An 11,760-nucleotide genomic window follows, 5' to 3' on the forward strand; every position below is an offset into this window, starting at 1 on the left:
CGTGGTGGCGTTCCGGGGTGCAGCATATCCGCATTCGCCCGGGCCGGACGATTGTCGACGCGGATCAGTCGAACATCAGCACCGGCTTCACCACACCGCCGTCGTGTTGGACCTTCACCGCCGAGTTGATCTCGGCGAACGGGAAGGTGGTGACGAGCTTCTCCAGGGGGAGGCGGCCGGCGAGGTGGTGCTCGACCAGTTCGGGGATGAACTCGTCCGGCGTGGAATCCCCCTCGATGATGCCCATGACGGTCAGGCCGAGGGTGAGCACGGCGATGATGTTGAGCTCGATGGCGGCGGTGGCATCCGAGGGTACGCCGATCAGGCCGACCGATCCGCGGACCGCGGTGGCGCCGATGAGTGCGGTGACCACGGCCGGGATTCCGGTGGTGTCGAGGACGTGGTCGACACCACGTGCCACGATTACCCGGATCTGTTCGGTGACATCGCCTGCCGCGGGATCGAGCGCATGGGTGGCACCCAGTTCGAGCGCGAGCGCACGACGCCGTTCATTGGGCTCGACGACGATGATCGTCGCACACTCGGCGAGGACCGCGCCCATCACCGCCGCCAGTCCCACCGAACCGCCGCCGGCGATCGCGATCGTCGATCCCTTCTGTGCCTTCAGGGATCGGGTCACCGCGCCCACGCCGGTCTGGATACCGCAACCCAGCGGGGCGAGCATCTCGAACGGTATGTCGGCATCGATCTTCACCGTGTTGCGTTCGTTCGCCAGTGCGACAGTGGCGAACGACGACTGACCGAAGAACATGCCGCCCACCGGCCGGCCGTCCTGGTGCAGCGGCTTGCTGCCGTCGTCGCGGACACCGCCATAGTTCTTCAGATTGAAGTTCTCGCAGTAGGATTGGCGTCCGGTGGTGCAGGTGTGGCAGTGCCCGCAGCTGTTGAACGTCAGGCTGACCCGGTCGCCGACACCGACCTTGGTGACGCCCTCGCCGATCGCGATCACGGTGCCCGCACCCTCGTGGCCGACGACCCCGGGGTACTCGATCGGCAACACGCCGTCACGGGCCGCGAGATCGGTGTGGCAGAGTCCGGCGGCCGCGATCTCGACCAGCACCTCACCGGGACGCGGGCCGTCGATGTCGATCTCGGCGATCTCGAAGTCGCTGCCGACACCGGTCAGCAGGGCTGCAGTGGATTTCATGATTGCTCCTCGTGGGTTGGGATCTCAGATGGATGAGTTTCGGCCGGTTCTCGGCCCTCGGTTCACGTGTGCGCCACACTGCGCGCGATGAGCTGCTTCAGCGGTACCGATGGATCGGCCAGAGTGGCCGGATCGACCGTGACGCCCGCCTCGATCAGCTTCTTACCCGCCATGAAGTCAGCCGGTGCGTCCACCGCCTCGACCGCGCCGACGGTGCCGTCGGGTCGGATATGGAAGAACGACACCGACATCCCGGTCGGCGACCGGCGGGTGACGACCCGGTCGTCGGGCATGACGAGGCCGGCGATCTTGAGCTTGAGGTCGAACTGATCCGACCAGAACCAGGGCACCTCGGTGCGGCCGGGCTCGAGTCCGAGGATCGCCGCCACCGCCCGCTTGGCGTGCTCGGTGGCCGCCGGAATCGATTCGAGACGACGCAGACCGTCGTATCCGGCGACCGGCCGGCGGGCGACATCGCCGATGGCGAACACATGGGGATCGCTGGTGCGGCCGTCGTCGTCGGTGAGAACGCCACCGTCACAGGCCAACCCGGCGGCGGATGCCAGGTCTTCGGCGGCGACGGCACCGACACCGACCAGTACCGTGCCGCAGTCGATGACGCTTCCGTCGTCGAGGGTCACGCCGGTGACCTCGGTGCCCACCCCGCGAACCTCCGAGACCGATCGCCCGGTCACGATGCGAACTCCGTGACGCCGATGGTGCTCGGTGAGCAGCGACGAGAGCTCCGGCCCGGCGACGCGCGCGAGGATTCGGTCCTCGCGCTCGATCACCGTGACGGCGATGCCCCGATTCCTGGCGACCGCGGCGACCTCCATCCCCACATAACCGCCGCCGATGATCGCCAGATCACCACCGCGCGAGAGTGATCGGCGCAGCGCGCCCGCGTCGTCGATGGTGCGCAGGGTGTGCACATCGAACCGCGACGACCCGGCGACGTCGAGGACCCGCGGGCGGGAGCCGGTGGCCAGCACGAGGGTGGCATAGGGGATCTGGGTGCCGGTCTCGGTCACCACGACCCGCTCGTCCCGCCGGATCTCGCTCACGGTGACCCCGAGTCGCAGGTCGATCGCGTTGCCGGCATAGAACTCTTCGGGACGCAGGAGCTGCCGCAGTGTCGCGTCGTCGAACTTCTTCGACAGGGGCGGCCGATGATAGGGGTGGTGTTCCTCGGTCCCGAGGAGGGTCACCGGACCGGTGAAGCCGGATTGCCGCAGCAGTGCGGCGATTCCGGCGCCACCGTGCCCGGCGCCGACGATGACGACCGGACCCTGGGGTGTGGTCACCGCTGCCTCAGGGTGAGCCGTACCGGCATGTTCTTCAGGCCGCCGACGAAGTTCGTCTGGATGAACCGTGCGTCGCCGTCGAGCTCGACGGCCTCGAGATGCGGCAGCAGGGTCTCGAACATGATCTTGAGTTCGAGCTTGGCCAGATGCTGGCCGATGCACATGTGCGGCCCGTATCCGAAGGCGATGTGCTTGTTGGGCCGGCGGTCGATGTTGAACACATCCGGATCGACGAACACGTCGCTGTCGCGGTTTCCGCTCTGGTACAGCAGCATGAACCGGTCACCCGGGTGCAGATCGACACCTCGAAGGGTGTAGGGCTGCAAGGCTGTTCGCATGAAGTGCTTGACCGGCGACGCCCACCGCAGCGACTCGTTGACCAGGTTGGGGACCAGTGAGAGATCCCCTTGGAGCCGCTGGAGCAGTCCCGGATTCTGTGCGATCGCCCGCACCCCGCCGGCCAGCGTCGACGAGGTGGTGTCGTGGCCTGCCGTGGCGATCGCGATGAAGTACCCGTAGGCCACCTCCTTCGGGAAGTAGTCGCCGTCTGCAGTGGTCGCGGTCGCGATGATCGATGCCAGATCGCCGGTCGGGTTGGCCCGCCGGTCCATCAGCAGCTCGTCGAAGTAGGCGTAGAAGTCGTTGATGGTGGCCACCCACTGCTGGGCGGCGGCATCCGGTGTCAACGGTTCCACGTCATCGCGGGCCGCGTCGGGGTCGGCGGTCCCGAAGAACTCCTGGGTCAGGGTCATCATGCGGGGCTCGTCGGACTCCGGGACGCCGAACAGGCTCATGATCACGTGCAGCGGGTACTGCAGGGCGAAGTCCTTGACGAAGTCGATCCGGCCGTCGGTGGCCAGGAGCCGGTCCACCGACTCGCGGGCGAGCACCCGGATGGCGTCTTCCCACTGCTTGAGGTTGTTGGGCCGGAACCACTCGGCGGCAATGTCCTTGACGACGGTGTGTTCCGGCGGGTCGAGGTAGGTGAGCGTCTCCAGGATGCGCAGGCTGCCGTTGTTGATCGACCTGGTGAACTCGTCGCCGGCGCGATTGGCGAGAATGGGATTGAAGGCGCCCTTGTTCTCGCCCCCGGCGCTGGTGAAGATGTCGGGCTGACGCTCGATCTCCATGATGTCGGCATGCTTGCTCACGAGATACACCGGGTCGTACCCGTCGACGGATGCGAGCCCGAGCGGCTGGTTGTCGCGCAACCACCGGTAGGCCTCGAAGAGGCGATCGTCGTCGCGATGTCCCTCCGGGAGGACGATCTGTGCGGCGACATCGTCGGGGACCGTGGTGTCGGACTCCGGCCGGATCGTTGAGGTCATGGGATCTCCTGCGTCGAATGGCTGTGGTACGACCAGTTTCTGCGACGAGAGAGTGACGGGCGTCACCCTGGAGTGGGGGACGCGGTGGCCGCTGGAGGGATATCGGAGCGGCCGGGGTGACGCCGATGACGGCGGACGAGGGCGGTTCACCCCGATGGGGGATGCCGATCCCCCGCCCTGGTGATGAACTCCACGATCTGTGCTCCTCAGAATCGATGTCACGCAACCGATCCCAGTCCTGCGTATCAGTACCGCCGGGTGGTCGCCGGTCCGCGATCCCCTTCACCACCAGGAGTTCCCATGGCCAAGGTCACCTATCATCTTCCCGACGGCGAGGCGCGAACCGTCGAGGTCCCCACGGGTCAGAGCGTGATGGACGGATCCGTTCGCAACAATCTTCCCGGCATCGTCGCCGAGTGTGGTGGCAGTTGCTCGTGCGCGACCTGCCATGTGTACCTCCCGGCCGGCGCCCACGCACAGTTCGACGACCCCACGGAGGAGGAACTGGAACTCGTCGAGTTCCTCGAGGGCGCGCAACCCAATTCACGGTTGGCATGCCAGCTGATCATCTCGGATCAGGACGAGATCCATGTGGAGGTGGTGGATTCGGGGCTGTGACGGCCGAACCGAGTCCGCCGTATCTGGCGATCAGCTCGGACCTGTTGGCGGCGTTCAGCTTCCGGAGAATCCGTTTGACGTGCGACTTCACGGTCTCCACCGAGATCGTGAAGCGCTCGGCGATCTGGGAATTCGATGCCCCGGAGACGACCACCTCCAGTATCTCCCGTTCCCGGTCGGTGAGATCGGCGGTGGTCGTCGCGGTATCGTCCTCGGGCTGCGGGCCCGAGCCGAGATCGTCGTCGATGTTCCTGTCGGCCAACGTCATCAACCGTGCCCCGAGCAGGCCGAGCTGCTCGGAATGCAGACGCAGGGAACGCCGGGCGGCGATGCTCTCGGCTGCCGCTGCGGCGACCTCGGCCAGCAGGGTCACCTCGTCGAGCCCGTCCCGGGCCGGTCGGCCGGCCAGGAGAAGTGCCGATCGTGTTCTGGTTCCGGGGAATGCGGGCACATCGGTGAGAACGGGCGCATCGGGCAGGAGTGGTGCATCCGAGAGCACCGGGACGCAGGTGACGACGCGGGTGCGCGCCGAGGGGGGCGTGCCGGTCGGGGAGATGCCGGTCGGGGATATGATGGCGGGGGATATGACGGTCGGGCCGTCGAGCGCACCACGCACGATCCGTGACCAGTCCTCGGCGCCGAGCCCGGCGTAGAGGTCCGGGCAGGGGAGCGAATGCGACACACGTCGGCCGCCGTCCTCGCCGATCTCCACGACCTCTGCGGCGTCGGCGCCGGTCAGTACGGCGCCGAACTCGGCGAGCAGGAGTGCGATCTCGTTCTCGTTGCGCGCCTGGGTGATCGCGACGATCGCCCGGTCCAGATGGGCGGAACCGCCGTTACCGCTCACGAATGTCGTCACCGCTCACGTAGCTCGGGGCCGGAGAATCGAGGCGTGTGGGGTGCGGCGCACTCACGACGCCGAAGTGTGTGCTGTCCGGGCCCGGTAGAGCGCCGTGGCCTGTGCGCGTGTCTGGACGCCGACCTTTCGGAAGATCCGGTGCACATGCGATTTCACAGTACCGTCGGAGATGTACAGATGTTCGGCGATGGAACGATTCGACGCCCCGGTCGCCAAGAGGCGTAGCACCTCGTGCTCCCGGTCGGTGAGGCTGTCGATGGGGCCCGTCGTCACCGGGGCCGCTGTCCCCGAGGCTGTCGTCGATGTGCCGAATACCATGTCGGACAGCGGAATACGGTCGGACTGGGCCGGATGTCCGGATGGCGGCGACACTGCCGCCAGGGCTGTGCGTACCGCGGTCTGCTGGTCGCGCACCCGGGCCCGTCGCTCCAATGTGGAGTAACTCAGGCTGCACAGGTGTGCACTGCGGGCCAGCAGCGTCAGATCCTCGGGGCCGACGGCGTCGGCGTGGTGATCGACGTGCAGGATCGCCACCGTCCGGCCGAAGGCCACGATGGGTGCGGCTGCATAGGCGGCCGGATACGAGAGGTCGATGAGTGGGCGGTAGGAGTGCCGGTAGTCCTTCTTCCCCAGGATGAACGGTCGGCGGTAGCGCACCAGGTCGGCCTCGCGAGGCGCCCGGAGAAGCGGTACCGCCGACCCGTCCACTGCGTCGATCAGGTCGTCGAACACCGTGTCGAGGGTGGGGGAGACGAACACTGCCGCCGGCCGCCACGCGGGACCGTCGACCCACGAGAACATCGCCTTGCAGAACCCGAGATCGGTGCACGCCGAGGCCACCGCGGTCGAGGCGAAGCTGTCGAGGTCGGCGGCACGGAGATTCCGCAAGAACGCGGTCAGCGCACGTGCTTGCGAATCCGGCGTCTCCGGATTCGACATGGAGTCGCCTCCTTCGGGGCGGGCTGTGATATGGCGCACAGTGTACATGGTGTTCGACGACCCTCCGATCAGCCCGCCGGCGGGAGGTAGACGGTGTGCAGTTGCTGGAACGCGTGCAGTCCCTCGGGTCCCAGCTCGCGGCCCATCCCGCTGTTCTTGATCCCGCCGAACGGTGCGACCGGGTCGTTGGAGTAGTGGTTCACCCCGACGGTGCCCGAACGCACGCGGCTCGCCAGCGCCGACGCACGCTCGATGTCCGACGACCAGACGGTGCCGCCGAGGCCGTAGTCGCTGTCGTTGGCGATCGCCAGGGCCTGCTCGTCGTCCTCGAACGGGATCACCGAGAGGACCGGGCCGAAGATCTCCTCACGCGCGATGGTCGCGGTGTTGTCCAGATCGGCGAAGACGGTGGGTTCGACGAACCATCCGGAATCGAGTGCCGGGCGGCCGCCGCCGGTGGTCAGCCGAGCGCCCTCGGCCTTGCCCTTGGCGATGTACCCCTCGACGCGGTCCCGCTGACGGGACGAGACCAGCGGGCCGATCTTGGTGGCCGGATCGAGCGGGTCGCCGATCTCCAGTGACGATGCCAGGGCGGTGATCGCATCGACGACCTCGCCGTAGCGCGACCGGGGTGCGAGTACGCGGGTGTTGAGCCAGCAGATCTGGCCGTTGTTCAACAGTGTTGCGGCGAAAAGGGATTCCATCGAGGCACCCAGGTCGACGTCGTCGAGCAGGATGGCGGCCGACTTGCCGCCGAGTTCGAGGGTGACCGGCCGCAGCAGCCGGCCACAGGTCTCGGCGATGGCGCGCCCGGCCGCGGTGGAACCGGTGAACGACACCTTGTCGATGCCGGGATGCTCCACCAGGTAGGCGCCGAGTTCGCGTCCACCGGGCACCACGTTCAGGACACCCTCGGGCAGACCCGCGGCGAGGGCGGCCTCGGCCATCAGGAAGGCGTCGAGGACGGTCTCCTCGGCGGGCTTGAGCACCACGGTGCAGCCGGCGGCGAGCGCGGGTGCGAGCTTGAGGAAGGTGATCGCCTGGGGCACATTCCACGGCACGATGGCGCCGACGACGCCGATCGGCTTGCGTGAGACGAGGGCGGTCCCGCCGAGCATGCCCGGACGGGTGTCGACCTCGGCGGAGTTCACCATCATGTCGCTGAAGTAGCGCACCAGGATCGACGGGAAGCCGCCCTCGAACTGCTCGGCGAGCCAGATCGGCATGCCGTTCTGGATGGTCACACGGCGGGCGGTCTCACCCGCCCGGGACTCGAGTTCGGCGGCGAGCCGCTCGAGGACCTCGGCGCGCTGCTTGGGATGCCAGGTCGCCCAGCCGGTCGGATCGTCGAAGGCGTTGCGGGCTGCGGCGACGGCGTTGTCGATGTCACCGGGCGCGCCGGCCGGCACCGACCCGATGATCTCCTCGGTGGCCGGGGAACGCACCTCGATGCGGTCGGCGGTGGTGGGCCGGTGCCACGCTCCGCCGAGGTACAGCTCGGGATAGTCGATGGTGGTCATGGGGCTCCTGTCTCGATTCCGGATAGTGCTTCTGGGGTGGTGATCGTGGGGAGTCGGGGTCGCTCCGAAGGCCTCGGATCGGAGGCCGTCCCGGATCGGGCGAGCCCTGCAATCCGCGGGGGACCGTTCCCGGTGAATGTGAACGGTGTCACTCCAGAATTGCCAGTCGGGGCCACCGGCGCAATCAACTTTTCGGTCTGACCAATGAAGATGCCCCCGATGGGGGATCGAATTCCCCCGGAGGGGTGATCTTTGCGCGGGTCCGAAATCGGACAACCGAACCCTATTGATTTTTCGGTCAGACCTTTTTAACCTTTGGACGTATGCAAGACGATGAGATGGAGGCCACATCATGAGCGGTGGACGCAACCTGGGTCGCTACACCCAGGAACAGATCGACGAGTACTACGCCGCCGGCCAATGGGCCGACGAGAACTTCACCGAACTGCTGCGGTCGCGCGCCGAGTCGATGCCCGACAAGGTCTTCGTCACCGACGGGGTGCACGCCCTGACCTTCGCCGAGCTGTACACCTCGTCGCAGCAGCTGGCCGTCGGACTCCATCGCGGTGGGGTCCGGGCGGGTGCCCGTGTGGCCGTGCAGCTTCCCAACTGGGCGGCATTCATCGTCGTCGCGGCATCGCTCGCACGGATCGGGGCCGTGATGGTCCCCATCATGCCGATCTACCGCAAGGACGAGGTCGCACACGTCGTCTCCGACGCCGAGGTGTCGGTGGCGATCGCCCCGTTCGAGTTCAAGGGATTCGACTACGCCGGCATGTTCGAGGAGATCCGCAAGGACTCGCCGACCCTCGAGACCATCGTGGCGGTCCGCGCACCGGAGTCGGTACGGCCGGCACTGGCCGAGCGTGACATCCGGGTGCTCGAGGATCTCATCCTCACCGACGTCGATCCGGCTGCCGCCGACGCCGAACTCGACATCCGGGTGCATCCCGACGATCCGTTCGTCATCGTCTACACCTCCGGGACCACCTCGCGGCCCAAGGGATGTGTGCACACCTTCAACACCTATGCCTCCGGTGCCCGCATGCTGACCGTCGCCTTCGGTCACACCGAGGACGACGTGCAGTTCGGGCCGTCGCCCATCACGCACACCACCGGCCTGGTGACCAGCGTGCTGATCCCGCTGATGGCCGGTGCGGCCACGCACGTGATGGCCGAGTGGACCCCGCAGGCTGGGCTCGCCGACATCGCGAAGTTCGGCTGCACCTCGGCGGTCACCGCGACCACCTTCCTGCAGACCCTGATCGCCGCGGCCGAGGAGGACCCGACCGCGGATCTGTCGACGCTGCGGATGTGGACCTGCGCCGGCTCGCCGATCCCGGCCACGGTGGTCGAGAACGCCACCGCGAAACTGCCGCAGGCGCGCATCCTCTCGCTCTACGGTCGCAGCGAGAACCTGTCGACCACCACCTGCACCGTCGGCGACGATCCGTCGCGGGCGATCACCTCCGACGGCTCCGCACTGCCCGGCGCCGAGGTCAAGGTGGTCGGTCCTGACGGCTACGAGGTACCCCGAGGGGCCGAGGGCGACATCGCCTATCGCGGTCCGTCGCACATGATCGAGTATCTGAACCGGCCCCAGGACACCGCCGAACTCTTCACCCCCGAGGGATTCTCCCGCTCCGGCGATCTCGGCGTCATGGATGCCGACGGATTCGTCCGGGTCACCGGCCGCACCAAGGACATCGTGATCCGTGGCGGGATGAACATCAGTGTGCGTGAGGTCGAGGACAAGCTCGCCGGCCATCCCGACCTGCTGGCGCTGGCCGTCGTCGGCATGCCCGACGAGAAGCTGGGCGAGAAGGTGTGCTGCTACGTCGTCGCCAAGGACGGTCACACCGCGCCCACCGTCGAGGAACTGCGCGCATACCTCACCGATCGCGGTGTCGCCGTGCAGAAGACACCCGAGCGCGTCATCCCGATCGACTCGCTGCCGATGACGGCGACCGGAAAGATCCAGAAGCACGTGCTGCGCAAGCAGATCGCCGACGAGTTGCAGCAGCCCACGGCGGCTGGGGCACACTGAACAGATGACGACATCGACATCGACCGAGTTCGTGGTCTCCGGTGCGGAGGCCTTGCTGCGGGTCGATCCGGTGGGGCTGTCGGCGACGTCGGCGGAACTGTCCATGACCGCCGGTCCCTGGCTGGCCGATCCGGTGGCCGGTGTGTGCCGGGGTGCGCTCGGCGTCCCGCTGGACGATGTCACCGGGTACGTCATCGCATCCGGTGCGCCGCAAGGTAAATGGCCGGTCAGTCTCGGTATCCGTGTCGACTTCCTGGTCGATCCGCCGGTCGACGGCGCGGCCGTCTCGATCACCGGCGAGCTCGTGGCGCGGGACGAGCGGGGCGGGGCGACGCGCGGATCGGTGGTCGATGCCGCCGGGGCCACCGTCGCCCTGATCACCCAGCGATCACATCTCGTGGCCGTCGAAGAGCAGCCCACGAGTACGGCCGCGACCATCGCGGCCCCCGCTCCGGAGGTGACACTTCGTGAGGCACTGGGTGTGCAGGACTTCGGATCGGGCGTCGTCGAGCTGGCGCCGACACCGTTCGCGGCCAACGGCATGGGGAACATCCACGGCGGAATCCTGATCGTCGGGTCGGAGCTGGCGGCGATGTCGGCGGTCGATGCGCACGGCGAGCTGCGGACCACCAGCATCGACATCTCCTATGTGCGTCCGGGGAATGCCGCCGACACCACCGGTTTTCGCGCAGAGGTGCTCCATCGAGGCCGGTCGCTGATGGTCGTGCGGGTGGCCGCGGCGAACTCGTCGGGCAAACCGTGTGCGCTGGCCACGGTCGTTCTCCGGCGGTACGAGTCATGAAGGCGATCGTGATGTCGGAGTTCGGCGATCCGGGGGTGCTCGTGCCCACCGACGTCGACCTGGCAGACCCCCGGCCCGGATGGGTGACCGTCGAGATCCGTGCCGCCGCGCTCAACTGGCACGACGTGCTGGTCCGTCGGGGCCGGTACGCCTCGCCGCTGCCGCACACCCCCGGCGCCGACGGTGCCGGTGTCCGCACCGACACCGGTGAGGAAGTCCTCATCCTGCCGTCCCTGTTCTGGGGCGACCGGACGGATGCGCCCGGGGCCGGGTTCCAGATCCTCGGCGACTCCACGCCGGGCACCTACGCCCAGTACGTGAACGTGCCCGAGGAATGCCTCGCACCGAAACCCGCGGGGTACTCGTGGGAGCAGGCCGCAGCGCTTCCCCTGGTCGGGGTCACCAGCTTCCGTGCCCTGGTGACCCGCGCCGGACTCCGGGCGGGTGAGTCGCTGCTCATCATCGGGGCGGGTGGGGGCGTCTCCACCATGGCGTTGTCGCTGGCAGGCGGTATCGGGGCACATACCCATGTGACGGGCTCGTCGGAGGAGAAACTCGCGGGTGCTCGCGCCGCGGGTGCCGCCGGCGGTGTGCTGCACACGCGGGACTCCTGGCCCGAAGAGGTGAAGGAACTCTCGCCCGGCGGAAAGGGATTCGACGTCGTCCTCGATCCGGTCGGCCTGTGGGACCATTCGCTGCGGGCCCTGCGACCCGGCGGTCGGCTCGTCGTCCTCGGCGCCAACGTCGCCGAGCACGTCACCCTCGACGTACGCAAGTACTTCTTCGGGCAGTTCAGCCTGCTCGGCACCACCATGGGTGGTCCCGAGGACTTCCGGGGTCTGATGAACCTGATCGCGGCCGGCGATGTCGCCCCACCGCCGATCGCCGCCACCTATCCACTCAGCGATGCCGCCGAAGCCCATCGCCGTCTGGAATCCGGGGGCGAGTACGGAAAGATCGTCCTGGTCCCCTGAGTGCAATCACCAACTGTCACTGCAATGTTCGATGGTCGAGCCGCTGCTACAGCTTTGGGTGGTTGAGCCGGGACCGAGCCGTTAGGCGAGGACCCGTGTCGAAACCTGCTGGGGTGGCGGTGTTCGCAACCACTTTTGGGGTGGTGGCGTTGGTGAGTTCGGCCGTGTGAGGTTTCGACTCGACTTGTCGCTTCGCTCCTC

10 protein-coding genes are annotated in these 11,760 nt (G+C 67.6%); 4 read left to right on the top strand and 6 right to left on the bottom strand.

Going from position 1 to position 11,760, the window contains the following annotated elements; translation table 11 throughout:
* Nucleotides 1-64: 64 nt before the first annotated feature.
* The 3 genes from GD1_RS22985 to GD1_RS22995 form a co-directional block, all read right to left on the bottom strand.
* Nucleotides 65-1,168: an NAD(P)-dependent alcohol dehydrogenase gene (locus GD1_RS22985; RefSeq protein ID WP_059039823.1), complete on the bottom strand. Its 1,104-nt coding sequence runs from the start codon at nt 1,166-1,168 to the stop codon at nt 65-67.
* A 62-nt stretch (nt 1,169-1,230) separates the two neighbouring features.
* Nucleotides 1,231-2,472 carry an NAD(P)/FAD-dependent oxidoreductase gene (locus GD1_RS22990; protein WP_059039824.1) on the bottom strand — a complete coding sequence of 414 codons (1,242 nt, stop codon included), beginning with the start codon at nt 2,470-2,472 and terminating at the stop codon, nt 1,231-1,233.
* On the bottom strand, nt 2,469-3,800 hold the full coding sequence (locus GD1_RS22995) for a cytochrome P450 (protein ID WP_020790825.1): 1,332 nt from the start codon (nt 3,798-3,800) through the stop codon (nt 2,469-2,471). The genes GD1_RS22990 and GD1_RS22995 overlap by 4 nt, the downstream gene beginning before the upstream one ends.
* 300 nt (nt 3,801-4,100) lie before the next feature.
* Here GD1_RS22995 and GD1_RS23000 point away from each other — a divergent pair, with 300 nt between their 5' ends.
* Nucleotides 4,101-4,418, top strand: coding sequence for a 2Fe-2S iron-sulfur cluster-binding protein (locus GD1_RS23000; protein WP_059039825.1), 318 nt, complete (start codon nt 4,101-4,103; stop codon nt 4,416-4,418).
* On the opposite strand, the gene GD1_RS25570 is transcribed toward GD1_RS23000, so the two are convergent.
* From GD1_RS25570 to GD1_RS23015, 3 genes are all read right to left on the bottom strand, one after another.
* Nucleotides 4,366-5,277 (bottom strand): helix-turn-helix transcriptional regulator, encoded by a 912-nt coding sequence (locus GD1_RS25570; RefSeq protein ID WP_244882973.1) that lies wholly within the window; start codon nt 5,275-5,277, stop codon nt 4,366-4,368. The genes GD1_RS23000 and GD1_RS25570 overlap by 53 nt on opposite strands.
* A gap of 51 nt (nt 5,278-5,328) precedes the next feature.
* The gene (locus GD1_RS23010) at nt 5,329-6,216 is read right to left on the bottom strand and encodes a helix-turn-helix transcriptional regulator (protein WP_059039827.1); all 888 of its coding nucleotides are present in this window, start codon (nt 6,214-6,216) and stop codon (nt 5,329-5,331) included.
* Between the two features lie 68 nt (nt 6,217-6,284).
* The gene (locus tag GD1_RS23015; protein ID WP_059039828.1) at nt 6,285-7,736 is read right to left on the bottom strand and encodes an aldehyde dehydrogenase; all 1,452 of its coding nucleotides are present in this window, start codon (nt 7,734-7,736) and stop codon (nt 6,285-6,287) included.
* A gap of 352 nt (nt 7,737-8,088) precedes the next feature.
* Here GD1_RS23015 and GD1_RS23020 point away from each other — a divergent pair, with 352 nt between their 5' ends.
* Genes GD1_RS23020 through GD1_RS23030 form a run of 3 tightly spaced genes read left to right on the top strand, consistent with a single transcriptional unit; the run spans nt 8,089 to nt 11,559 of the window.
* Nucleotides 8,089-9,783: an AMP-binding protein gene (locus tag GD1_RS23020; RefSeq protein WP_020790836.1), complete on the top strand. Its 1,695-nt coding sequence runs from the start codon at nt 8,089-8,091 to the stop codon at nt 9,781-9,783.
* Between the two features lie 4 nt (nt 9,784-9,787).
* The gene (locus tag GD1_RS23025; RefSeq protein WP_059039829.1) at nt 9,788-10,585 is read left to right on the top strand and encodes a PaaI family thioesterase; all 798 of its coding nucleotides are present in this window, start codon (nt 9,788-9,790) and stop codon (nt 10,583-10,585) included.
* Nucleotides 10,582-11,559 carry a quinone oxidoreductase family protein gene (locus GD1_RS23030; protein WP_059039830.1) on the top strand — a complete coding sequence of 326 codons (978 nt, stop codon included), beginning with the start codon at nt 10,582-10,584 and terminating at the stop codon, nt 11,557-11,559. Before GD1_RS23025 ends, GD1_RS23030 begins: the two co-directional genes overlap by 4 nt.
* Nucleotides 11,560-11,760 lie beyond the last annotated feature (201 nt).

The organism is Gordonia desulfuricans NBRC 100010, assembly GCF_001485495.1.
Lineage (GTDB): Bacteria > Actinomycetota > Actinomycetes > Mycobacteriales > Mycobacteriaceae > Gordonia > Gordonia desulfuricans.

Excerpts from the sequence above, each read along its gene's own strand:
- GD1_RS22985 (WP_059039823.1), bottom strand. The coding sequence starts at position 1,168 with ATGAAATCCACTGCAGCCCTGCTGACCGGTGTCGGCAGCGACTTCGAG.
- GD1_RS22995 (WP_020790825.1), bottom strand. The coding sequence starts at position 3,800 with ATGACCTCAACGATCCGGCCGGAGTCCGACACCACGGTCCCCGACGAT.
- GD1_RS23000 (WP_059039825.1), top strand. The coding sequence starts at position 4,101 with ATGGCCAAGGTCACCTATCATCTTCCCGACGGCGAGGCGCGAACCGTC.
- GD1_RS23010 (WP_059039827.1), bottom strand. The coding sequence starts at position 6,216 with ATGTCGAATCCGGAGACGCCGGATTCGCAAGCACGTGCGCTGACCGCG.
- GD1_RS23015 (WP_059039828.1), bottom strand. The coding sequence starts at position 7,736 with ATGACCACCATCGACTATCCCGAGCTGTACCTCGGCGGAGCGTGGCAC.
- GD1_RS23020 (WP_020790836.1), top strand. The coding sequence starts at position 8,089 with ATGAGCGGTGGACGCAACCTGGGTCGCTACACCCAGGAACAGATCGAC.
- GD1_RS23025 (WP_059039829.1), top strand. The coding sequence starts at position 9,788 with ATGACGACATCGACATCGACCGAGTTCGTGGTCTCCGGTGCGGAGGCC.
- GD1_RS23030 (WP_059039830.1), top strand. The coding sequence starts at position 10,582 with ATGAAGGCGATCGTGATGTCGGAGTTCGGCGATCCGGGGGTGCTCGTG.